The sequence below is a fragment of the Bradyrhizobium sp. UFLA05-112 genome (assembly GCF_053572325.1).
In genome coordinates, this window is record NZ_JBANBK010000087.1 from 1 (window position 1) to 20,655 (window position 20,655).

At 63.4% G+C, this 20,655-nt stretch carries 18 protein-coding genes; 11 read left to right on the plus strand and 7 right to left on the minus strand.

Annotation, left to right across the window (positions count from 1 at the left end; translation table 11 throughout):
• Window positions 1-1,084 precede the first annotated feature (1,084 nt).
• The gene (locus SO180_RS34480) at window positions 1,085-1,384 is read right to left on the minus strand and encodes a hypothetical protein (RefSeq protein ID WP_449383278.1); all 300 of its coding nucleotides are present in this window, start codon (window positions 1,382-1,384) and stop codon (window positions 1,085-1,087) included.
• Window positions 1,385-1,452: 68 nt separating this feature from the next.
• On the opposite strand from SO180_RS34480, the gene SO180_RS34485 reads away from it, so the two are divergent.
• Entirely contained in the window at window positions 1,453-1,647 is a 195-nt protein-coding gene (locus SO180_RS34485; RefSeq protein ID WP_449383279.1) for a hypothetical protein, read from the plus strand.
• The gene (locus SO180_RS34490; RefSeq protein WP_449383280.1) at window positions 1,644-2,021 is read left to right on the plus strand and encodes a hypothetical protein; all 378 of its coding nucleotides are present in this window, start codon (window positions 1,644-1,646) and stop codon (window positions 2,019-2,021) included. Before SO180_RS34485 ends, SO180_RS34490 begins: the two co-directional genes overlap by 4 nt.
• Window positions 2,022-2,215: 194 nt before the next feature.
• Here SO180_RS34490 and SO180_RS34495 read toward each other — a convergent pair whose 3' ends face one another.
• On the minus strand, window positions 2,216-4,414 hold the full coding sequence (locus tag SO180_RS34495; RefSeq protein ID WP_449383281.1) for a lytic transglycosylase domain-containing protein: 2,199 nt from the start codon (window positions 4,412-4,414) through the stop codon (window positions 2,216-2,218).
• Window positions 4,415-4,764: 350 nt separating this feature from the next.
• On the opposite strand from SO180_RS34495, the gene SO180_RS34500 reads away from it, so the two are divergent.
• The 4 genes from SO180_RS34500 to SO180_RS34515 all read left to right on the plus strand — a co-directional run bounded on the left by SO180_RS34500 (window position 4,765) and on the right by SO180_RS34515 (window position 7,501).
• Window positions 4,765-6,501: an adenylate/guanylate cyclase domain-containing protein gene (locus SO180_RS34500; RefSeq protein ID WP_449383282.1), complete on the plus strand. Its 1,737-nt coding sequence runs from the start codon at window positions 4,765-4,767 to the stop codon at window positions 6,499-6,501.
• A gap of 90 nt (window positions 6,502-6,591) precedes the next feature.
• The gene (locus SO180_RS34505; protein ID WP_449383283.1) at window positions 6,592-6,783 is read left to right on the plus strand and encodes a hypothetical protein; all 192 of its coding nucleotides are present in this window, start codon (window positions 6,592-6,594) and stop codon (window positions 6,781-6,783) included.
• A gap of 185 nt (window positions 6,784-6,968) precedes the next feature.
• Window positions 6,969-7,145, plus strand: coding sequence for a hypothetical protein (locus tag SO180_RS34510; RefSeq protein ID WP_449383284.1), 177 nt, complete (start codon window positions 6,969-6,971; stop codon window positions 7,143-7,145).
• A 143-nt stretch (window positions 7,146-7,288) separates the two neighbouring features.
• Window positions 7,289-7,501 (plus strand): hypothetical protein, encoded by a 213-nt coding sequence (locus tag SO180_RS34515; protein ID WP_449383285.1) that lies wholly within the window; start codon window positions 7,289-7,291, stop codon window positions 7,499-7,501.
• Between the two features lie 36 nt (window positions 7,502-7,537).
• Here SO180_RS34515 and SO180_RS34520 read toward each other — a convergent pair whose 3' ends face one another.
• On the minus strand, window positions 7,538-8,815 hold the full coding sequence (locus tag SO180_RS34520; protein WP_449383286.1) for a DUF418 domain-containing protein: 1,278 nt from the start codon (window positions 8,813-8,815) through the stop codon (window positions 7,538-7,540).
• 359 nt (window positions 8,816-9,174) lie between these two features.
• Here SO180_RS34520 and ilvD point away from each other — a divergent pair, with 359 nt between their 5' ends.
• On the plus strand, window positions 9,175-10,899 hold the full coding sequence (gene ilvD, locus SO180_RS34525; protein ID WP_449383287.1) for a dihydroxy-acid dehydratase: 1,725 nt from the start codon (window positions 9,175-9,177) through the stop codon (window positions 10,897-10,899).
• Window positions 10,886-11,713, plus strand: a complete 828-nt coding sequence (locus SO180_RS34530; protein ID WP_449383288.1) for a tetratricopeptide repeat protein — start codon at window positions 10,886-10,888, stop codon at window positions 11,711-11,713. Before ilvD ends, SO180_RS34530 begins: the two co-directional genes overlap by 14 nt.
• Before the next feature lie 22 nt (window positions 11,714-11,735).
• On the opposite strand, the gene xth is transcribed toward SO180_RS34530, so the two are convergent.
• Entirely contained in the window at window positions 11,736-12,533 is a 798-nt protein-coding gene (gene xth / locus SO180_RS34535; RefSeq protein ID WP_449383289.1) for an exodeoxyribonuclease III, read from the minus strand.
• A 148-nt stretch (window positions 12,534-12,681) separates the two neighbouring features.
• On the opposite strand from xth, the gene SO180_RS34540 reads away from it, so the two are divergent.
• The gene (locus tag SO180_RS34540; protein ID WP_449383290.1) at window positions 12,682-15,000 is read left to right on the plus strand and encodes an ATP-binding protein; all 2,319 of its coding nucleotides are present in this window, start codon (window positions 12,682-12,684) and stop codon (window positions 14,998-15,000) included.
• A gap of 95 nt (window positions 15,001-15,095) precedes the next feature.
• Here SO180_RS34540 and SO180_RS34545 read toward each other — a convergent pair whose 3' ends face one another.
• On the minus strand, window positions 15,096-15,998 hold the full coding sequence (locus SO180_RS34545) for a hypothetical protein (RefSeq protein WP_449383291.1): 903 nt from the start codon (window positions 15,996-15,998) through the stop codon (window positions 15,096-15,098).
• Window positions 15,999-16,238: 240 nt separating this feature from the next.
• Entirely contained in the window at window positions 16,239-17,021 is a 783-nt protein-coding gene (locus tag SO180_RS34550; RefSeq protein WP_449383292.1) for an alpha/beta fold hydrolase, read from the minus strand.
• Between the two features lie 409 nt (window positions 17,022-17,430).
• Here SO180_RS34550 and SO180_RS34555 point away from each other — a divergent pair, with 409 nt between their 5' ends.
• Window positions 17,431-18,081, plus strand: coding sequence for a hypothetical protein (locus tag SO180_RS34555; RefSeq protein ID WP_449383293.1), 651 nt, complete (start codon window positions 17,431-17,433; stop codon window positions 18,079-18,081).
• A 921-nt stretch (window positions 18,082-19,002) separates the two neighbouring features.
• On the opposite strand, the gene erpA is transcribed toward SO180_RS34555, so the two are convergent.
• Window positions 19,003-19,332: an iron-sulfur cluster insertion protein ErpA gene (erpA, locus tag SO180_RS34560; RefSeq protein ID WP_027527378.1), complete on the minus strand. Its 330-nt coding sequence runs from the start codon at window positions 19,330-19,332 to the stop codon at window positions 19,003-19,005.
• Between the two features lie 109 nt (window positions 19,333-19,441).
• On the opposite strand from erpA, the gene SO180_RS34565 reads away from it, so the two are divergent.
• A complete protein-coding gene (locus SO180_RS34565) occupies window positions 19,442-20,650 on the plus strand; it encodes a deoxyguanosinetriphosphate triphosphohydrolase (protein WP_449383294.1) in 1,209 nt (402 codons plus the stop codon).
• The last annotated feature ends 5 nt before the right edge of the window (window positions 20,651-20,655 follow it).

A 20,655-nucleotide genomic window follows, 5' to 3' on the forward strand; every position in this document is an offset into this window, starting at 1 on the left:
GATCACCACGAGATAGCAGAACGCGGTCGCGGCGAGCCCGACCTGGAGGAAGAAACAGGCCGCGGTCACCAGCGCCAGCACAACGCAACCGAAGACGAATTGCGCTGCTGACTTCCAGATTTGTGCTATCTGGCCAGGCTTCATCGCAGACAGTCTCGGGTCATCTCTGCGGTGAATGCAAGTAGACCACGTTGCAACAACGTCGGCAATTCCCCCCGACCAAAGTCGGGTCGATGGCAAGGGCACGACGTGTCGCCTTCGGACCTGCGGCTCGCTATGCGGCCCGCCGCGAACGAAGCGCGGTTATGCTGGCCAGCGATTCGCGGAAGCCGTGCAGCCGGCGCATCGTGCGCCGTCTCGTTGCGAAGAGCATTGGCGCAAACCCCGGGCGACTACGGGACAAACCTAGGTATAGCTCGCCCATCCCTAGTCATGTCGGTCATTTACCTCCGTACAATTGAGAATGTTGTGGCTGACGGACTAGCCTCATGACCGATCGGGAAAGGTCGATGGTGCTGCCGCTGGCGGCGATCGCGAAAGAACCGGGTCTCAGGCGCAGGGTTCAAGCGGTCTCACCGACGGACGCAGGACGAAAGGCCAAGCGGCTGCGTTGCTCGGGATGTCGCCATGAGAGTGAAACTCTGCGTTCGCTGCCCGTACGTTCCGCAGGATCTGGCGGACCGCAACGACGCTTACGCCGCGCTTCATCTGTGCGTGCCGCAATAACGAAACGGCGATTCCCGCGATCCATTACGCGTCTGCTGTCCAGAGAAGGGAGCAGGTCGACGAACGAGGGAGAGAACAATGTGCGACAAGTCCGAGCAGTCTGAGTGCGAGCAGTCTGACCGCCGTCTTTCAGACCAGAGCTGTGCCGTCTGCAACAGGCAGTTTGGCTTGATCCGATACTATTCCTGGCGAACCGCGCTTTGTTCCAAGAAGTGCCTCGATCGTTTCCGTGCGCGCAGCGAACGCGACCGCCGTTGGTTGTTTCGAGCTCAAGTGGCGTAAGTTTTAGCCGGAGAGGTTGGCCGTTCAGCAATTCTGATCCATGAGGCTGCGTGTGAACCCATCGTGCAAGCTTCTCTTATCGGGCGTTCTCCTCCTTGGCCTCACTGCGGCGGTCCGGGCGCAGGAGGTAGGGCAAGGTGCGGCCCATCGCCAGCATCCTCCTCAGGATCAGGCTCTGCACGAAAAGTTCTATTCGACCTGGCACATGCCGGATAACCCGGCGCTCAGCTGCTGCAACAACGCAGACTGCTACCCGACCGACATCAGGTACGAAGACGGCAAGCTTTACGCTCGCCGCCGGGAAGACGGCAAATACATCCCGGTCCCTGCCCAGAAGGTAGAGCGGAACAGGGACAACCCGGATGGCCGCAACCATCTTTGCGCGCCGCCTCCCGCGCTTTCTCCGCTGGATACTGTCTACTGCTTCGCATTGGGAGGTGCCACATGAGGTTCGCCTTCGTCTTGGTGAACGATAGGACGCCGTTCCGGCAAACCTGGTGCTTGCAGTGCTGCGAGCGCATCCGCGGCAGCTATCTTCGAGAGATCGGAACACGTCTGCCCTATTGCGACTATGAATGCTACGCGCTGCTTCGTGAGGCCGGGGCGGAGCGGCAGGAGCGCGCGAGGGCGGCCTCATGAAGTTCGTGGTGGTCAATCACGAGCCGCCGTCGCGCGAGGCCGCGTGCAGCACCTGCTCGCAGCCGCTCCAATCGGGCTATATCCGGCATGCGCGAACGCAGCGCCGGTACTGTGACCATGATTGCTACCGCCAAAACGAGCTCGCGACGCTGATGATGGAATGGTCGATGCCCGGTCTCACAGGGACGCGGGCCACCGAAAACATCGCGACCGTCGCCAGTCGCGTCATCGAAGTCCTCGCAGTCCTGGGGGCGGTGTCGTGCTGGAGCTCTACGATACAGATGTGGACTTTCTCGCGAGTATTGACCGACGCATGTTTGGGCGCTCACGACCTGATGGCGATGGAAGGAGGTGATAGCGAGCCACGCAATTGAGCCCGCGTGGGGCCGCAGTCACCAGACCTGAGAGGCGCCTCGTCCAGCCCCGGAGGCGTCGACCAGCGAGGGTGGGTTAGCAGATGGCGTAACCACCACGCCCCCTCCACATCGTGGTGGGTCACGCTTCGCTAGCCCACCCACGGCTCCAAAAGTCAATCAAAGTCGATCCAAGGCAAGGCTCAATCCGAGAGTCAATCCGCGCCGGTGAAGCTCGCAGGCGTTGCCGCTGCAGGTCTTGCGCGGACCTCCTGCGTCACCACGCGCCCGTCGGACTTCGCCGCCACCGCGCCGGCGTTCTCGAACCGGGCACGGTAAACCAGGACGTTCTCCATCACGCGCTGGACATAGTTCCGCGTCTCGGACAGCGGAATGCGCTCGACCCAGTCGACCGGATCGATCTTGGGGTCGCGGGGATCGCCGTGCGCCTGCACCCAGTCCCTGACCCGGCCACGGCCGGCATTGTAGCCGGCGAAGGTCATGATCTGGTTGCCGCGGTATTCCGACAGTAGCGCGCTGAGCTCGGCCGCACCCATTTGGGTGTTGTAGACGGGATCGGAGACCATGCGATCCCAGTCGTAGCTGACGCCGAACCGCTTGGCGGTGTCGCGCCCTGCCTCCGGCGTGACCTGCATCAGCCCGACCGCGTTGGCTGGCGACTTGTCGCGCTGGTCGAACGCGCTCTCGGTGCGCACCACCGAATAGATCACGCTCGTCTCGATTTCGGGTGCGACCTGCTTGTGCGGGGGAATGCCGATGGTCGGGAAGGCGTAGTGGTCGAGCGCGAGCCCGCGAGCGAGCGCCAGCTTGCCGATCTCCAGCATCGCGTGGGCGTCGTTGCGCCGGCCCGTGAGCTCGCCGAGCGCTTCGAGCGCGGCAACGTCGGTGCTCTCTCCGGCAAAATCGGCGACGAAGGAGAACGCAACGTCGCGCTCGCCGACCTCGTAGAGCATGTCGGCCGCGCGCACGCGCTCATCCGAGGGCTGTGCCGTGTCGGAGGCGAGCACGGGCGAGGGCGCGCGCAGATCGATGCGTTCAAGGCCGAGCCTTGCGCGTGCGAGCTGGCCGTAATAGGCGGTCGAATAACGGGCGGCCACCTGGTAGCTCCGAAGCGCGTCGGCGGCTGCTCCCAGGGCTTCCGCCGCGCGGCCGCGCCAATAGTGCCCCCGTGACAGCGCGATCGGGTTGGCGGAGCCGCCGTCGATGGCGGCAAAGTGCGTCAGCGCCGTCTTGGGATCGTCGAGATAGCGCAGCGCAATCCAGCCGCACATGAAGTGATAGTCGATGCGGTAGACTTCCATCGCCGGAACGGCGGCCGCGCGCACCACGTCGTAGGCCGTCCTGAACCTGCCCTGGTCGAGCAGCTTGCGCGCCAGGAGCCGGCGCTCGCGCCACCAGGCATCGGTGTCCTGGAGCGCCATGGTGTCGGGAGAGGCCGCGAGGATGACCTGCGCCGCGTCGTCGATGCGGTCTTTCAGCATGTGCCATTGTGCGCGGCACAGCGTGTAGCCGAGATCGCGGCGCGCATCCGCCGGCACGTCCTCCAGATAGTCCTGGGCCTTGGTCTCCTTGCCGCTGACCGCGGCGCAGGCCTTCACGATGGCAAGCTCGTCGCTGCCGAGACGCTTTGCGGCGCGCCGTGCCGCGCCGTAGTCCCTGGCGCCAAGCCGCTTGTCCATGCGGGCGCGATGGTCATCCGCGGTCAAAAGTTCGCCGAACGTCTCGTAAGCGTCGCTCTCGGTGCGCTCGGACAATTCCTCCGCGCGCCAGGCGTCACGCACGAGCCTTGCGGCTGCGTCGCGATCGCCCTCGGCCAGCAGCACGCGCGCGAGCGCGAACTTGCCTTTGGGGCTCTGCGGCCGGTCGGCGGTGAACTTGTGCACGGTCGCTGCATCGCTCTTCTCCTGCCAGAGCCGCGCCTCGGCGCGGCGACGGAACGAGGCGATGCTCGGCCAGTCCGGATTGGCGGCAGTGAACGCGACGTAACGATTGAAGTCGGCGGTCGTCTCTGAGTGCCGCAGGATGAACCATTCGGCGAGCTTTTTCCCGGCGGGATCGGCGATGCGGTTCCTGGCCGCGGTGGCGTCATCGGTCTTGGCCTTGCGCGCCAGATCGATCGCGTCCTTCAGCGCGGCGAGGTCGCCCGTCAGCGGCGGCCTCGAGGGCTTCTCCGAGGGGTCCTCGTCCTGCTTCTTCGATTTCCGTTTCGCTTCGGCATGCTTGCTGTGGCGATGCTTGCTGGCCGCAGCGCTGCGCTGCTTGCCGGCCTTCGCCTCATGCGTCTTTTTCGGACCGGATTGCTTGTTATGGCCTTTCGCCGCCGCCTCTGTCGAGACGAGCGCAAGTGCAGCCATGGCGAGGAAACACGCAAGCGAGCGTAGGCACTGGTTCATTCCATGGTCCCCCTGCGAAACCATCAGCACAAACCAAGATCCGCGACGTGATGCGGGCTTGAGCGACTCAAACGATAGCACGGCCTCGTTTGATCCATGTCACGCTCCGGCAACATTGCGGCAAAAATGCCGCCGAAATCGAACCTGAGAGCTTTTGCAACTCACGCTCAGCATGGCACGGGCCGCTCCGTGAAATCGTAAATGCGTGTTAACCTTTGATGGATTGCGCCAGCGGCTATCGCAAAAACCCCTGCGAAGCAGCCTTCAAGACCAGATTGCGCGTGTTTCAGGCTACGGTTCCGGTGTATGGAGTCGCAAGGTTCCTCAATCCCAAATGACCCAAGCCCGCCATGCCGATTTTCAACCAATCGATCAGGCGCAAGATCGTCGGCATCGCCCTCGGCCTGATCGTGCTGATGGTGGTCACCTCGATCCTGTCGATGGTGATGTCGAGCCGGGTCGGCAATCTCCTCGATGAGCTGACCAACCGGTATATTCCCGCCTATGGCGACCTGGCGCGTGCCAATGTCCGCTCGCTGGAGCGGGCGCTGGCGCTGCGGCGCATGGTGATCGCCAAGATGCAGACGCCACCGGACGAGGAAGGCTTTGCGGCCCGCCTGCGCGACTACAGGCAGACGGACGCGCTGGTCGTCAAGGAGGCCGAAGCTGCGCGCAAATTGATCAACGCGATCATCGAGGACGAGAGCACGCCGTCGGACAACGCTGCGCTCGGAAGGATCGACGCCAGGATCGAGAACGCTCTTTCGGAGCTGCGCCGCGAGCTCACCGAGGCCGACACAAGGCTGCTGAAGCAGCTCGACGCAAAGGACTTCGCCGCGGCGCGTGATACGATGACCCAAGTCGATACGCTGCGCGATGTGTTCAACCAGCGGATCGACACGATCCGCGCCGACATGCTGGGGCAGGTGTTCGCGAGCACGAGGGCGGTGATCCGCCACCAGACGCAGACGATCGTTATCTCGGCTTTGGTGACTCTGCTTGCGGCGATCGTCGGGCTCGCCTTCGCGCTCCTGGTATCGAGCGGCATCACGCGTCCGGTGCGGCTGCTGCTCGCCGGCACGCGCGAGGTCGAGGCGGGCCGCTTCGACCATACGATCAGCGTGTCGACGCAGGACGAGATCGGCGAGCTCGCCGCCGCCTTCAACCGCATGATAGAGCAGCTCCGCCGCAACGAGCGCATCCGCGAGACCTTCGGCCGCTACATCGACCCGAAGGTGGTGCAGGGGCTGATCGACCGGCCCGAGGTCGCGGTCGACGGCCAGCGGCGTGTGATGACCATCATGTTCTGCGACATGAGCGGCTTCACCTCGATGAGCGAGGGCATGACTCCGCGTGGTCTCGTCAAGGTCATGAATCACTATTTCACGGTCATGTCGGAACCCATTCGGGCCAACCGCGGCGTCATCGACAAATATATCGGCGACGCCATCATGTCCTATTGGGGCCCGCCTTTCATCGAGGAGGCCGAGCAGGCGCAACTCGCCTGCCATGCCGCGCTCGACATGGCCGACCAGGTGCCAGCGCTTCAGAAGCAGCTCCCCGATCTCCTCGGCATCCGCGCCATGCCGGCGCCATGCGACCTCAGGATCGGCATCGCCACCGGCGAGGTTCTGACCGGCAGCATCGGCTCGGAGCTGATGATGAGCTTTACCGTGATGGGCGATGCGGTGAATCTCGCCTCGCGGCTGGAGGCGGCGAACAAATTTTACGGCACCCGCATCCTGATCTCGCAGGCGACCGCCGCGGCGCTCGGTGTAAGCCTCGAGCTGCGCGAGATCGACCGCCTTGCGGTTGTCGGCCAGAGCATGCCGCAGCCCGTGTTCGAGGTGATGGGCAAGGCCGGCGCGCTCCCGCAGGAGCAGATCAGCCTGAGGGCGCACTATGCCGAAGGGCTTGCGGCGTACCGCGGTAGCCGCTGGGACGAGGCCCGGAACGCCTTCAACGCGGCGTTGGAGAGCGTTCCCGGCGATGGTCCGTCACGTACACTGCTCGCCCGCCTCGACAGGCTCCAGGCAGATCCACCCACCGCCGATTGGGACGGCGCCTGGCGGATGGAGCATAAATGATCCAGACGCGTTGCTCCGAATGAGTTGAGCCGGTCCAGGTTCCGCCTCGAGGTGTGCTATGAAGGCGCCCGTGAATTTACGGAGTGATCCATGAAGAAGGGCGATGTCATCTGTCCGCATTGCAAGGCGGGCTTTCGGCGGCTTGAGCTGGCGACGGAGCCGCCGACGACCGGCGAATACCGCTGCCCGGCCTGCGACGAGGTCGTGGAGAAGTTCGACGGTCTCGCCTTCGTGGCCTACCGTCTGACGATCCAGCCCTCGACGAAGGGTATCCGCGCGTAAGGCTGCGTTCTCTGCCGGCAATCGTGCGGCGCTCCAGCATCCCTGAGATGCAGTAAACCCGACGCGCGCTTCGGGCGAGACCGCGCTGGGTAAAAAATTGATTTAGTCAGATAACGATGTTGGCCGTGACCTATTTCGTGAGCTTACGCTGATCCTCTTCGAAGGCGTTTTACGGGGACACGCCGATGACGGAACTTCAGGACAGGCTGGAACGGTTTGAGACGCTCACCGCCGAGTGCGAGCTGATCGCCAAGCTGGCGACCGACAGCGCAAAGCGGGAGTTCTACCTCAAGCTCGCGGATCACTACTACGAGCTGGCGGCCGACGCGCGGCGGGCGATCGCGCCCAAAGCTGCGGCGTGACGCGGGCCGAAAGCCGTTCTTAACACTTGGCGCGCATCCTCTGGGGATGTGAGGGCTGATCGCGCCACGATTCCTCACAGCTGGGAATGCTGGAGCCTATTGCCGTGCAACGGCTCCAGGAACTGTCCTTTGCAGGTCATCCCATGCGGGCTGTTGTAGTCATCTTGCTTTCACTCATGACGGCGGCCTGCGAGCCGGAGCAGGACATCACCGGCTCGACCGCTGTTTGCCCGCTGCGCAGCTACAGCTCCTACAATGCCAGGGACATGAATCAGTGCGTCGCCGCCTGCAAGTCCTGCGATCGCGGCACGACGGTGACCTGCACGACTGCCTGTACGCTGAAGGGCGCCCGGTGAGGAGCGCTGCTCGCGCGTGATCCGACAAGGCTCTCTTCATCGGAGACGGGAGGCCAAGGGCGATGCTTTTCGACGGTCCCCTTCGTTCCGAAACGCCGGCGCCCGGCCGTACATCAGCGCCCGCCACAGCCATTCGATCGGTCCGTAGGCAAAATGCGTAAGCCAAAGCCGGCTCACCACCACCTGTGCGGCGTAGATCGTCACGACGAGAAGCAGGCCGACCGCCGAGCCGAGCTTGCCAAACAGTCCGAGGCCATAGCCGTAGAAGATGAAGCCGAGCACGACCGACTGGACGATGTAGTTGGTGAAGGCCATGCGTCCGACCGGCTCGGCGAAGCGGAGCAGCCTTGCGCCGGCTGACGTCCGTTCGGCGGCGATCACCAGGACGGCGTATCCCGACGCCAGGACGATCTGGCTGGCCGAAGTCGCAGACGGGTGCGCCAGCCGCGCCAACAGCAGGCCGCCCGCGATGGCCGCGAGGCCGGCGATCGCCAGCAGATTTCGGCGTCCGGCCGCCTCAGTGAACAGCCTTCCTCTCCAGCATAGAATGCCCACAAGGAAGAGGCCGATCGTGCGCGGAAACACGTAGAGATGCAGCGGCAGAAAGGCTGGGAGCTCCTGCAGGCGCAGCGCCAGCACCTCCGCAAAGCTTCCGTTTGCGTAAGTCTGGTTCGCTGTCCTCACGAGCGCTGCCAGGGTCGTCCGATCGGGGAAGGCGATGAGAGACGGCAGCACCGGTTGCAGCACATAAAAAATCAGCATGATTGCCGCCGCGATCGCGATCATCCAGCGCGGCGCCCATAGAAGGGGCAGCACGACCAGGCCGGCCAGCGCGTATTCGGTGAGGATATCGCCGTTCCAGATCAGGACCAGGTGGATCACCCCAAATAGCAGCAGCACGAGCAGCCGCCGGACGAGGAGGCGCGCCCGTTGCGGCGAGGTGCCGAGCCGGTCGAACTGGATGGCAAGGCCCACGCCGAACAGGAGCGAGAACAGTGCGAACGCCTTCATGTCGACGAACAGCGCGAGCGCCGCGTCGACGACGCCGTTCAGCGTCGGGTCCGGGCTTGAGAGGAGAAGCTGCCGAAATATCGATACGCGAAACTCGGTCTCGAGGTTGATCGCCAGCACGCCGAACAGTGCCAACCCCCGCAACGCGTCGATCGCGCCCACCCGATGCGAGGGATCCGTCGGCGCATTCGCCATTGTGAGGTCGGTTGCGAATTCCACGGCGGCGTCAGTAGGGCAAGCACGGCGGTCGGCGAAGCGCGCCGCGGGAACGAGAAGACTCGTCCTCTTCTGATCATCCGTCATGAGCTGCGACTCAGCTAGGGGGAATATTCATGGTTAGGCCTGAACTGGGATGCACGCAGCACGCCTCAACACCGGGGGTTGTGACCAAGTGATCTTCCGATGGTATCAAGGTAGTCTTGATCGTGTCTCGGGAGCCACGATTGTGCTATCGAAGCAACACTTGTTCCGGATTTAACCGTCATTGCGGTTCGTTCTCATCCGCGCCGCTTTTTGGCCACACCCCTCCATGAATAAAATCTCCATAAATTTTTCAGGGCTGCGGCGCTCGCAACAGCGAAGGAAAAAATCCCAGGGTTCATTCAAATCTTGGGCGTTGTTTTCCGGGTCTGACAAGGGTTGACCGAGGAAACTGGTTCACGATGGACGCCAAGACGAACATCAAGCAGAGGCTGCCGAGCCGTCACGTGACGGAAGGCCCTGCGCGTGCGCCCCATCGCTCGTACTTCTACGCCATGGGTCTGACCACCGAGCAGATCCACCAGCCCTTTGTCGGCGTTGCCTCCTGCTGGAATGAAGCCGCTCCCTGCAACATCGCACTGATGCGCCAGGCGCAAGCGGTGAAGAAGGGCGTGGCGTCGGCCGGCGGCACGCCGCGCGAGTTCTGCACCATCACTGTCACCGACGGCATCGCCATGGGCCATGACGGCATGCGCTCCTCGCTGCCGTCGCGCGAATGCATCGCCGACTCCGTCGAGTTGACGGTTCGCGGTCACGCCTATGACGCCCTCGTCGGGCTCGCCGGCTGCGACAAGTCGCTGCCTGGCATGATGATGGCGATGATCCGTCTCAACGTGCCTTCGATCTTCATCTATGGCGGCTCGATCCTGCCCGGCAACTTCCGCGGGCAGCAGGTTACCGTTCAGGACATGTTCGAGGCCGTCGGCAAGCACTCGGTCGGCGCCATGTCCGACGAGGACCTCGACGAGATCGAGCGCGTGGCGTGCCCCTCGGCGGGCGCCTGCGGCGCGCAGTTCACCGCCAACACCATGGCGACGGTTTCGGAAGCCATTGGGCTTGCGCTGCCGTACTCGGCCGGCGCTCCTGCGCCCTACGAGATCCGCGACGCCTTCTGCATGACCGCAGGCGAGAAGGTAATGGACCTGATCGCTGACAACATCCGGCCGCGCGACATCGTCACCCGCAAATCTTTGGAAAACGCGGCGGCCGTGGTCGCGGCCTCCGGCGGCTCGACCAATGCTGCGCTGCACCTGCCTGCAATCGCGCATGAAGCCGGCATTAAGTTTGACTTATTCGACGTCGCCGAAATCTTCAAAAAGACACCTTATGTCGCGGATTTGAAGCCGGGCGGCCGTTATGTCGCCAAAGACATGTTTGAAGTTGGTGGCATCCCGCTTCTGATGAAGACGCTGCTCGACAACGGCTTCCTGCACGGTGATTGCCTCACTGTGACGGGCCGGACGATCGCCGAAAATCTCAAGAGCGTGAAATGGAATCCGCACCAGGACGTGGTGCATCCGGCGGACAAGCCGATCACCGTTACCGGTGGTGTGGTGGGTCTGAAGGGCAATTTGGCGCCAGAAGGTGCGATCGTGAAAGTCGCGGGAATGTCCAACCTCAGGTTTACCGGCCCAGCCCGGTGCTTTGACCGTGAGGAAGACGCTTTCGAGGCGGTCCAGAAGCGCACCTACCGGGAAGGCGAAGTCATCGTGATCCGCTACGAGGGGCCGAAGGGTGGTCCCGGCATGCGGGAAATGCTCCAGACCACCGCAGCGCTGACCGGCCAGGGCATGGGCGGCAAGATCGCGCTTATCACCGACGGCCGGTTCTCGGGCGCCACCCGCGGCTTCTGCATCGGCCATGTCGGCCCCGAGGCGGCGATCGGCGGCCCGATCGGGCTGCTCGAGGACGGCGACATCATCGAGATCGACGCGGTCGCCGGCACTCTTAACGTAAAATTGAGCGACGATGAGCTGGCTCAACGCAAGACCAAATGGCGTTCCCGCGCGACTAACTATACGTCGGGTGCGCTGTGGAAATATGCTCAGCAGGTAGGACCGGCGATCGGCGGGGCAGTGACCCATCCGGGCGGCGCGCACGAGAAACAGTGCTATGCGGACATCTAGGCGTACCATAGTTGCGTTTGTGTTGGGGGTCTCCGCGCTGGCCGCGCCGGCGCTCGCCTTCGACGGTGCGCCGGTCAATCCGCAGGATGCGGCCATCCCGGTCGTCTCACCGGCGCCGGGTAGCGCCGCGGCGCTGCGCAAGGGCGTGCCACCGCCTGCAACCAATCCCGATGCTTCCTTCACCGCACTGCAATACGCCGCAGAGGGCGGTCACCCCATCGCGCAGTGGAAGCTTGGGCGGATGTACGCCAATGGCGAGGGCGTCGCCCAGGATGATCTGCGCGCCTTTGACTATTTCAGCCGGCTCGTGAACGCACATGCGACCGACAGCCCGTCGCTGCCGCAGGCGCCGATGGTGGCGAACGCCTTCGTCGCGCTCGGCCGCTATTACCTCAACGGCATCCCCAACTCGAAGGTGAAGCCGGATGCAGAGCGGGCACGTGAGCTGTTCTCCTACGCGGCGGCCTATTTCGGCAACGCCGACGCGCAGTATGATCTTGCCCGGCTCTATCTGAAATCGCCGGACGCCTCGCGCGACGCCTTTACGCAAGGTGCGCGGTGGCTGGGCCTTGCCGCGCAGAAGGGCCAGCACGAGGCACAGGCGCTGCTCGGGCAGATGCTGTTCAATGGCGATCGCCTGCCGCGGCAAGCCGCGCGCGGCCTGATGTGGCTGACTCTGGCGCGTGATAGCGCGGGTCCAGACGAGACCTGGATCAAGGAAAGCTACAATCGCGCCATCACAAAAGCCTCCGATGACGAGCGCGCGATGTGCCTGCAAATGCTCGAGCAGTGGGTGCAGGGTCGGCGAGACTAACAGTCGCGACTGATCGGCAGCCTTACGCCGCCTCGAGATCCAGATCCGCCCACACCGGCACGTGGTCCGACGGCTTCTCCCAGCCGCGCACATAGCTGTCGATCCCGACATTGGCGAGCTTGTCGCTCGCCTGCGGCGACATCAGGAGATGGTCGATCCGCAAGCCCTGGTTCTTCTGCCAGGCGCCGGCCTGATAATCCCAGAAAGTGTAGAGCCCGGGCTCGTCGGTGACCGCCCGCAACGCGTCGGTGAGCCCAAGGCCGAGCAGGGATTGAAAACTCTCCCGCGTCTCGGCTTTGAACAGGGCGTCTTCGGTCCAGGCGGCGGGATTGTGGACGTCGCGGGCGGCGGGAATCACGTTGAAGTCGCCGGCGAGGATCAGCGGCTCCTCGGCCTTGAGACGCTCCCTCGAATACTCAAGAAGCCGCGACATCCATTTGAGCTTGTAGGGATATTTCTCGGTGCCGACCGGATTGCCATTGGGCAGGTAGAGGCAGGCGATCCGCAGGACGCCCTGCTTCAGCGTCACCACGCCCTCGAGGAAGCGGGCGTGCGCATCCTCATCATCGCCGGCAAGCCCTGACTTGGTCTCGTCGAACTTGAGCTTGGACAGCAGTGCCACGCCGTTGAACGTCTTCTGCCCATGGGTGACGACGTTGTAGCCGAGCGCCTCGATCTCCAGCCGCGGGAAGGCATCGTCGACGCATTTGATCTCCTGGAGGCAGACGATGTCGGGCGCGCACTCCTTCAGCCAGGTCATCAGATGCTCGATCCGCTGCCGGACCGAGTTCACGTTCCAGGTGGCGATGCGGATCGTCATGAGGGGGATACTCCAGGCTGGGGCACCGTTAGAACAAACTGCAAACGCAGCCGTCAAGGATGGGCCGCCGGGAAGCTCGAAATCTCCCAAGAAATTAACCCGGCTTAAGCAGGAGCTCTGCCATTCATGCCGAAAAAGGTCCTGACGGATGGGATGGCCCGGCAATTCCCCAGATACCAATGAACCGCGGAGCGGCCTGATAGGCGCGTTCCTCTATTGGCTCGGCGGCTTCGAGATCGAGGACGGCCTGACGGCCGATCTCAGCGAGCGCGAGATGCGCCGCATCCGGGCCAGGCAGGTCGATGCGGTCACGCAGTTGATCCCGGTGACCATGGCCGTGAACATGCTCACGGTCGCGATCGTGCTGATCATGTTCTGGGGCAGGGGCTGGAACGGATTCCTCGTCGTTTGGGGACTGACGATCACGACCGTTGCCGCACTGGCGTTGCGCGCATGGCAGCGCTCTCTCGTTCATCCGCCGCAGGAGGCCTCACCGCGGGCCACACGGCAGATCATGCGGCAGGCGTTTTTCCTTGCGGCGATCTGGGGCATGCTGCCGATCGCTCTGTTCAGCCATGTCGGGCCGACCAGCCAGCTGATCCTGGCCTGCCTGATGGTCGGCATGATCTCCGGCGGCGCCTTCACGCTCTCGACTTTCCCGCGCGCGTGCCTCGTCTATCTCGCCACCATCACGCTCGCCTGCGTCGGTGCGCTGCTGTTGTGCGGCAGCGGGCCGTATCTGGTGACCGCGGTGTTCCTGCTGCTGTTCGCGTTCTTCATGGCGCGCAACATCGTCTCGCAAGGCAATCTGTTCCTCGGCAATCTCAAGGCGCAGCTCGCGCTCGAGCGGCAGACCGAGATCATCTCGCTCTTGCTGAAGGAGTTTCAGGAGAACGCCAGCGACTGGCTGTGGCAGACCGATGCGGAAGGGCACCTGGTGCACGTGCCCGAGCGCTTCGCGGCGGTCGCGCAGATGCCGCTGCCGCTGCTGCAGGGCGCGCATTTCGCCGACGTGCTCGACATGCTCTGTCCCGAGGACCAGAGCACCGCCTACGACATCGTCGGCCTGATGGAGCAGAGCGAGCCGCTGCACGAGATGAGCATCAAGGTCGTTGCCGGCGGCGAGGCGCGGCTGTGGTCGCTGACGGCAAAGCCGTCCTACGATCGCGACGGCCAGTTCCTCGGCTATCGCGGATTCGGCCGCGACATCACCGAGCGTTGGCGCGCGGAAAAGGCCGAGGCCGAAAACCGGGCGAAATCGAACTTCCTCGCCGTGATGAGCCATGAGATCCGCACGCCCATGAACGGTGTGCTCGGGCTTGCCAGCATGCTGCTCGAGACCTCGCTCGATCCGGAGCAGCGCGAGGCCGTGACTACGATCCGCGAATCCGGCGACAATCTCCAGCGCATCCTCAACGACATCCTCGACCTCTCCAAGCTGGAGGCCGGCCGTTTCGAGTTCGAGGCGATCGATTTCTCGCCACAGGCGCTGGTCGAGACGGTTGCCACAATCGTGCGCGCCAGTGCCAAGGCCAAGGACCTCACGGTGAAGGTCGCGCTCGATCCGAGCGTGCCGCCGGCGCTGCGCGGCGACGTCGCCCGGATCAAGCAAGTGCTGCTCAATCTCGCCTCCAACGCGGTGAAGTTCACCGATGCCGGCGAGGTGACGATATCAGCCACCTGCCAGGTGCGGCGCGACCTGCTCGCGACCGTCGAGTGGACCGTGACCGACAGCGGCATCGGCATCGCGCCCGAGAAGGTCGGTCTGCTCTTCGCCGATTTCGCGCAGGCAGACGCCTCGATCAGCCGACGCTTCGGCGGCACCGGGCTGGGCCTGGCGATCTCCCGGCGCATCATCGAGCAGATGGGCGGCACGATCGGCGTCAGTTCGACGCCGGGCGAGGGCTCGACCTTCCGCTTCGCGCTGGTGCTGCCTTGGAGCCAGGCCCTGCTGTCCGACAGAGAGGCCGGCCGCAACGAAGCCGACGACCTCACGGCCCGCATCGCGGCGCTCGATCGGCCGCTGAAGGTGCTGGTGGCGGAGGATGACGCCGTCAACCGCATGGTCGTAAGCAAGATGCTCGGCGAGTTCGACGTCGACTTGCGCGTCGTGATCGACGGCGTCGAGGCGGTCGAGGCCGCCGCGGAGGGCGACCATGACGTCGTGCTGATGGACGTGCGAATGCCCGAGATGGACGGCCTAGCCGCGACGCGGGCGATCCGCGCGCCGGGCGGTCGCTTCGCGGTGCTGCCGATCATCGCGCTGACCGCCAACGCTTTCCCGGAGGACGTCAAGATCTGCCGTGAGGCAGGGATGTCTGACTTCTTGGCAAAACCCCTGCGCAAGCCGGCGCTGGTCGCGGCGCTGTTGCGAGCGCTGGATCAAATGGCCGCGAATGACGCGCCGCTACAGCCGGAGCAGGGGCCGGCCGAATGGGCCGAGAGGACGAGCGAGGCCGACGCGTAAGGTCTGCGCGTTCGACATTCGAGGTGTCGAAACCACCTCGCCAGGAGGCGGGGACGTGGAAGATGGTGGTGGTCGATGGCGCGGGAGCTTACGCGTTACAGTTTTCCATAGACTCGCCCGGCGACCGCCCTCAGGCGCTCGACCGAGCCGGACTCCGGATGCGGCTTGACCGGCGCGAACAGGATCGAAGCCTGCCTGCCGTTCTTCCAGACATAGATGTTGACGGCGTTGCCGTTGCCCTTGGTGCAGGAATGCTCGCCGAACGCTTCACTGCCGAGCTCTGGTATCGCCACGTGTTGGCACGCGTCCGTGCGTTTCATCATGCTGATGACGGTGTCGCGCGAGATCGCGATCACCGCGACGACCATGGTGTTGCCCTCGCGATCGAACATCATGCAGCTGCCCGCGCCGGTCCGCTGGACGACAAGCGTGCTGTTGTCGAGAAAGCCGTCGGCATCCGCGGTAGTGAGCCATTCGCAATTGCCGAACCGCTCGCTGGTCTTGCCTACGTTGCCGATGGCAACGCGCGCGACTTCGGTGAGCGGTCCGAGCAGCGCATCGTCTGCACGCCGGCCGATCGGATAGACGCTGATCTGCAGAATGTAATCGCCGGACAAGGCGACGACCGAGGCCTCCTGGCGCTGCGCGCCGGCGGCGCTCGTTCCACCCTGGCCTTCGTCGCCGATCCCCGACATTGCGTTGAGCGGCATGCGCTCGCCAAGCGTCTTGACGAAAGTCGCGTACAATTCCTTGGCGCGATCCTTGTCGGGATTGCGGAACACGGTCAACATCATCGTGTCGCCGCGCCCGCCCTGGTAGATGCAGCCGCGGCCGTCCTGATTTGAAATCAGCGACCATTTGAGCGCCGGCATCGCGCCGGTGAGCTCCTGGGCGCTGATGAATGGGCAGGTTTCGGCAGCGAACGCGGGAAGCACCGGGACGGCTGCGATTGCAAGGAATAGAACGAGGCAAGAGAACAGACGATCGATAATATGCATTTGATAATTTACTACCGCTATTGGCGCGCCATAGCCGATGAAGATGGGCGCTATCGGTTCTCCGTGGCGTTATCATGAACGGCGGATCGGAGCACGGCTATCCCAATCCGCTCGCCACTGTTCGGGGGCAAGACGCCGAGACCGTTATCAGGAATTGGCACCATTCGGCGATCGTATTTCCGTGGGCTCCAGATTGCTTCGCGCTGATTGATCCGCCGCAATGCCCCGCAGCGACGAAGCTTACTCGGGTCTTCGCACATAGAGCGAGATGAACCGGTCGATCATCGGGTTGATCTGCTCCGGCACTTCCAGCGACAGGAAATGCCCGGAGCCGACGGCCTTGGCCGTGACCAGCTGCGGGCACAGCGCTGCAAAACGATCCAGATCCGCAAGCCGATGGGCCGCTTCGATGTAGAGCACCGGGACCCGGCACGCCTGGGCGCACTCACGCGCCCGATGCACATCCCAGGGGAACAGACTTGTAAACGTGGACACCAGCACGTGTTGTGGCGTCGCCAGGAAGGTCTGTTCAACATGGGCGCGGCATCTGTCGGTCGGCAGACAGGAGTCCGCCACAATTTTCAGCACCTCGTCCGCAAAATCCGCGCCCCTTAAGCCCTCCAGATACCCGGCGAACACCGTCCCTGCTGAGGCAGGGAAGAGCACTCCTGAATCGAGCAGCACCAGGCCTGCAGGAAAGTCCGGATAGCGGGCGGCGATTTCGAGCGCCATGTTGCCACCCATGCTTTGACCCACGATGACCGGCTTTGTGATCTGCTGTCGGTTGCACAGCCAGACGAGATCATCGGCGAAGCCTTCGATCGAATACGGCTGTTGCGGCTTGTCGCTCTCACCATGCCCCCGCAGCTCGGCATTCAACGCGCGACCTTGACGGGCGAAATACTCCATCTGCGGCGCAAAATGCGTGCGATCCCCGCCCAGGCCATGGACGAACAGGAATTGAAGCGGTCCCGCCCCGGCGATGTCGAAGGATAGCTGGATGCCGTCATGTGCGAGTTTCATGGATCATCTCCGTATTCACCGACGCGCCCAGGTGTCGATGGCGAGACCTTAATCTAAGTGGCGCCCGCGGCCGATGAAGATGGGCACTATTGCTTCGCCATGGCGCTATGACGCCGCGACCGGCCAAGCGCTCTAATCGGCAATCTGCGACGGCCTGCGATCTTGCGCTATGCCTCATGGGCGCTGTCTTCCCGATTTCGCAGGTGTTCCGCTTACCCTTTGACAGCGTCCACTACGCCCATGGCGCCATGGCTGTCGGTCAGGCGGCTTTCGGCTCGTTTGCGGTCTCAATGCGATCGAAAAGTGTGACTGATCGTTAACCGCACTGTGTCCATCGCCTGCTCACCTTTACCGGCAGGTAATGTCGGTCATGTTCCGCTGGCCGGTGACGTTCGATGGGAGCGCAGACATGGCCATTTTAGGTTTTGGACGACGACGCCCGCCTGAGCCAGGGAAACATGTTGTTCCGCCCGAATTATGGGATGATCCAGAATACGCGGCGTTTTTCGCCAGGATTGGCGCAAAGCCGGATCATCCCAGTAATCTTCGCGTCACGCATGACGATGTGGCGAGGATGATCGAGCAAGGCCGCAAGGCAGTCGACGCACGCATTCATCAGCTCCGGGCCAAGGCTTCGGCGGATGGGTACGACAATCTTCATTTGCGCGCGTTGTGGCTCCTTCATGACAATTGCTGGAACGGCGACGCCGGCGAATTTCTCATCTACCATCTGGGTCTCAACCCCTACGATGAATGGAACACGATGCTCGTTGCGGAGGACGCGAGAACTGCCTCCATTCTTGATATACCGATCTGTACGGGAGAGATCGTTCAACATCTTGCCAAGACCGGACAGCCCGTCATTCTCGCACTTCGCGACAAGCTTCGCGCTGCGCATGATGAGGTCCAACGGACGCACGAATTCGGCCGCTTCCAAGACATTTGCGATGACACGGTGGCCAAGGTGAAAAGGGTGGCGCAAATGTTCGGCACTGGGCTCGTCGAGACGTATCAAGCTTGGCTGCGCAAGGAAGCTGACGGTCGCTCCACGCCTCGGTGAGCAAGCGCCGGTAGGGCGGGCGGAGATGGGATTATGGCACTGAAAACCTATGTGGTGACGGCCCTTTTCCTTTCGAGGCTGCATGGCTTTTGGCGACTGGTTCGCAGCCCGTAGGATGGGTAGAGCGAAAGCGAAACCCATCGCGGTGCGCGCCGAAGGCGACCTCGTTCTTGTCGCCGGCGGCTATCGCGATCAATCGGCGCGAATTGCACTGCTCCGGCTTGGCGCCGATCAAGCCCATCAGATTTGGAGAATGGCAATTCCAGCGGTTTGATCGAAACACAGTGCGGCTATTGCAGGGACGCGGTGAGACGCTGCACATAGTTGACGAGGGAATGGACGAAAGTGAGCTTGACCACGATACGCGCTGTTCGTGCTCTCGGCCCACGTGCCTGAACCGGTCTCAGCACGCCGAGTCATCAGCTAGCCGCACCCGACTTTGCGGCTCTGGCGACGATCACAGATTGCCCCTGATTTGCCCGACGTGTCAAACGGGTTTCGTAAAGTCAGAAATGCATCGTGGCTTGACGGCTACTTTGCATGGGGTTGTTTTTCAGATTTTGATTTGGGCTAGTCTTACTGGTACCTCAAGGTGAGGAGCGCGAAGCGCATCGCCGGGCGATGCATCGTCGTGCGAACCATGAAGCCCGGCTCTCAGGTGTGGTCATCCTTCGAGACGGCCGCTTTCGCGGCCTCCTCAGGATGAGGGACTGAGCGCAGGGGCTTCGCTCTCTCCCTTCCTCATTCCACATTGCGCGAGTGCGCAATGGGGGCGCGCGCGGAAGCGGGAGCCCGGAATCCATTGCGCGGCCATGCGGCCCGATCGACTCCGGACTCGCGACTTCGTCGCGCGCCGGAATGACGAGAAAACCTCACAGGCCGTCAGGATGAGAACTCAGATCGTTTCTTGAAGCAGAAGGGCTAGATCGAGAAGCTCGTGCCGCAGCCGCAGGACGCGGTGGCGTTGGGATTATTGACGCGGAAGGAGGCGCCGATCAGGTCGTCGACGAAGTCGACCTCGGAGCCCGCCAGGAACGGCTGCGATGCCGAGTCCACCAGCACGACCGCATTGTCGCGCTCGATAACGAGATCGTCGTCGGTGCGGTCACGCTCGATGTCGAACTTGTACTGGAAGCCCGAGCAGCCGCCGCCCTCGACCGAGATCCGCAGCATGGCGCCGGTGCCTTCGCCCTTGAGGATCTCCCCAATCCGGCGCGCGGCCCGGTCGCTGATGGTCACGGCAGTCGTCATCGTTCCACTCCGATAGTCCCGCGTCATAGCCAATTCATTTGGTATCCCGCGTCCGTCATAGTTAAGTGCAAGGGTCCGCAGAATCAAATGGATAGGGACTAAATTCACCGTGTCCGTCGGAATGGCTGCCCCCCGTGCGCCCTATGCCTGCGATCCCGATCGCAGCCGCGGCCGGCTGGTCGCGGAGCCGCCGAGTCGCACCCGCAGCCCGTTCCGCAGGGATTGCGACCGGGTGATCCATTCCACCGCCTTCCGCCGCCTGAAGTACAAGACCCAGGTGTTCGTGTTCCACGAAGGCGACCACTACCGTACCCGCCTGACCCATTCGTTGGAGGTCGCACAGATCGCCCGCGCGCTGGCCCGGCAGCTCGGGCTCGACGAGGACCTCACGGAGACGCTGGCGCTCGCGCACGACCTTGGCCATCCGCCCTTCGGGCACGCCGGCGAGCGGGCGCTCGATGCCTGCCTGAAGAACCATGGCGGCTTCGACCACAACGCCCAGACCCTGCGCGTTGTGACATCGGTCGAGCACCGTTATCCCGAATTCGACGGCCTCAACCTGACCTGGGAGTCGCTCGAGGGCATCGTCAAGCACAACGGCCCGCTGACCGATCGCGGCGGAGCGCCGGTCGGACGCTATCGCGAGCATGGCGTTCCCGTCGGCATCGCCGACTACGTCAAGACGTACGATTTGGAGCTCTGGAGCTTTGCCTCGCTGGAGGCGCAGGTCGCGGCAATCGCCGACGACATTGCCTATGACGCCCATGACATCGACGACGGCCTGCGGGCAGGGCTGTTTGGGGTTGATGATCTCAAGGCGATTTCGCTGATGGCCGAGATTATCGCAGAGATCGGTGCGCACTATCCAAACCTGGAGGATGTCAGGCGCGGCGCCGAGCTCGTCCGTGAGCTCATTTCTCATCTGATCGGCGCCGTCTTCGCCGAGGCGAAGGCCAACCTTGCGACGATCCAGCCGCAATCGGCCCAGGACGTACGCCAGCAGACCCGGGCGATGATCACGTTCCCGCCGGCCATGGCGGGCGAGGAGGCGGCGATCAAGACCTTCCTCTATCAGCACATGTACCGTCACAAGCGGGTGATGCGGGTTATGGGGGAAGCGGAACAGATCCTGTTCGACTTGTTCGCGAAATACCAGGCCTCGCCCGGCGAACTGCCGCCGGAATGGCTGGCCGGGGCGGAGGCTGACGATGAGGCGGGCAGGGCGCGCCGGATCGGCAATTTCATTGCCGGAATGACCGACCGTTTCGCCCTGACCGAGCACCAGCGGCTCTTTGACTCGACCCCGGATTTGCGTTAGGCGGC